Genomic DNA, 1,615 nt, shown 5'->3' with positions numbered 1-1,615 from the left:
TTATTGTTGAGTTGAATTTTAATGTTGTCTCTTGCAGGTTTTTCTTTAATGGTTCCGATTTTTGATTCAGTGGTTTTTGGAGTGTTGACTATGTTGAACACTTTGCGGCTATTTTCCTGTCTCATTCTTTGGTCGTAATCTGCATTATGGTAATCTTCATAGGTTGCTTCATAATCTGCATGGGTTTCATTAATGATTGGTGTAAATTCATCTTCATATTCATTCACGTTTCTGATGAAAGTCTCTTCAATGTTATCTTCTATTTCAGGTTCTTCTACAGGTTCTGATTTGAGTTTATCTTTCACGTCTTTAAATATTTTTGAACCTTTGATTGTATTGGTGATTTTAGCCAAATCTTTTCTGTAGTCCAAATCATTTGCATATTCGCCAAACACATTTCCGTCATCAATGTCAGCTCCAAACTTATAGTCGTCGGTAACTTTTGTTGGGCTTTTGAGGATAGGTTCTTTGATTACTTCCTGAGTTTCACTTTCTTCATTGTTAAGCAAAGCATCTGTAATTCCTGCACTTTCAGATATGCTTTCAACTTCTTCTTCACTTTCTTTTGAAGCAGTACTTATGGCTTCTTCAATATCCTGTGATGTGATAGTTGGAGTTTCGATTTTAGTTTCTTGTTTAGTTTCATCAACAACATCGCTGGATGTTTCATTTATCAAATCACTGATTGTTTCTTCGCTTTCAGAGCTTTCTTCAGTTGAAGTTTCGCTGAGAATATCCTGAATTGTCTCTTCTGGAAGTTCATCAATTATTTGCTCAATATTTTTTTCCTCTTGTTTTTGTTTGATACTTTCTTTAAGTTCTTCTAATTCACTGTCTTCCTCATCAGTTTTTAAGGCTTCTTTTTCTCTTTCACTATCTTTTCTTTTTGATTCTTTAATTAATTCATCAATTGTAAATAAGTCTTTCAATTCATGTTTTTCGTTAAGGTCGTTATTTTGGCTCATAATATCCATCTGGCTTTGTTTAATTGGTTCTTGAAATTTTTCTACAGTATCATCATAATTAATTAATACCTGATTTTGTGATTCGTATTCAATATTTTCATAAGTGTCATTTTCAACTTCATAAGCAGCAGGTTCTTCATATATGTCGTTGAAGGAAATCGGGGTGCTGTCAATGTTGTTGGATTTTGATTGATTAAGTTGAGCTGGATTGGAGTCATTTTTATTTCGAGATAACAATTCTTGTCCTTTAGAAAATACATTAGTGATTGATCCTGCATCTTCAAGTATGGACCCGTCTTCAGTTTCTAGCTGTTTTCCATTGTAGTGTAATTTAACAAGTATTGCCGCAATAAGTCCTATTATGGCAATAGTTATCCAGATTAGTATTGTTATCCCATTCATATTCTCAACTTCTTTATCAATTTTATAGTATAATATATTTATGTTTAATAGTTAATTTAAATATTTTCATAATTTACTTAATATGAAAAAAATTTCGCTATTTTTTTTGGGTTATTTTTCAATCATTCAATTTATATAATTGCAAAAATAAAATATAAATTAGATTAATATTTATGAGGATTAATCATGGTTGTTAAAATTAATGAAAACTATCTTAAATTAAAAAGCAGTTATCTTTTTGTTGAAGT

General features: G+C 30.3%; 1 protein-coding gene. It reads right to left on the bottom strand.

The features are described from left to right. Positions 1 to 1,367: hypothetical protein (locus Q4Q55_RS10620; RefSeq protein WP_303372765.1), on the bottom strand; the 1,367-nt coding region annotated here is incomplete at its 3' end. Positions 1,368 to 1,615 lie beyond the last annotated feature (248 nt).

This window comes from Methanobrevibacter sp., assembly GCF_030539555.1.
Lineage (GTDB): Archaea > Methanobacteriota > Methanobacteria > Methanobacteriales > Methanobacteriaceae > Methanocatella.
The sequence above is the reverse complement of the archived record's forward strand: the minus strand, read 5'-3'. Positions and strand labels throughout refer to the sequence as shown.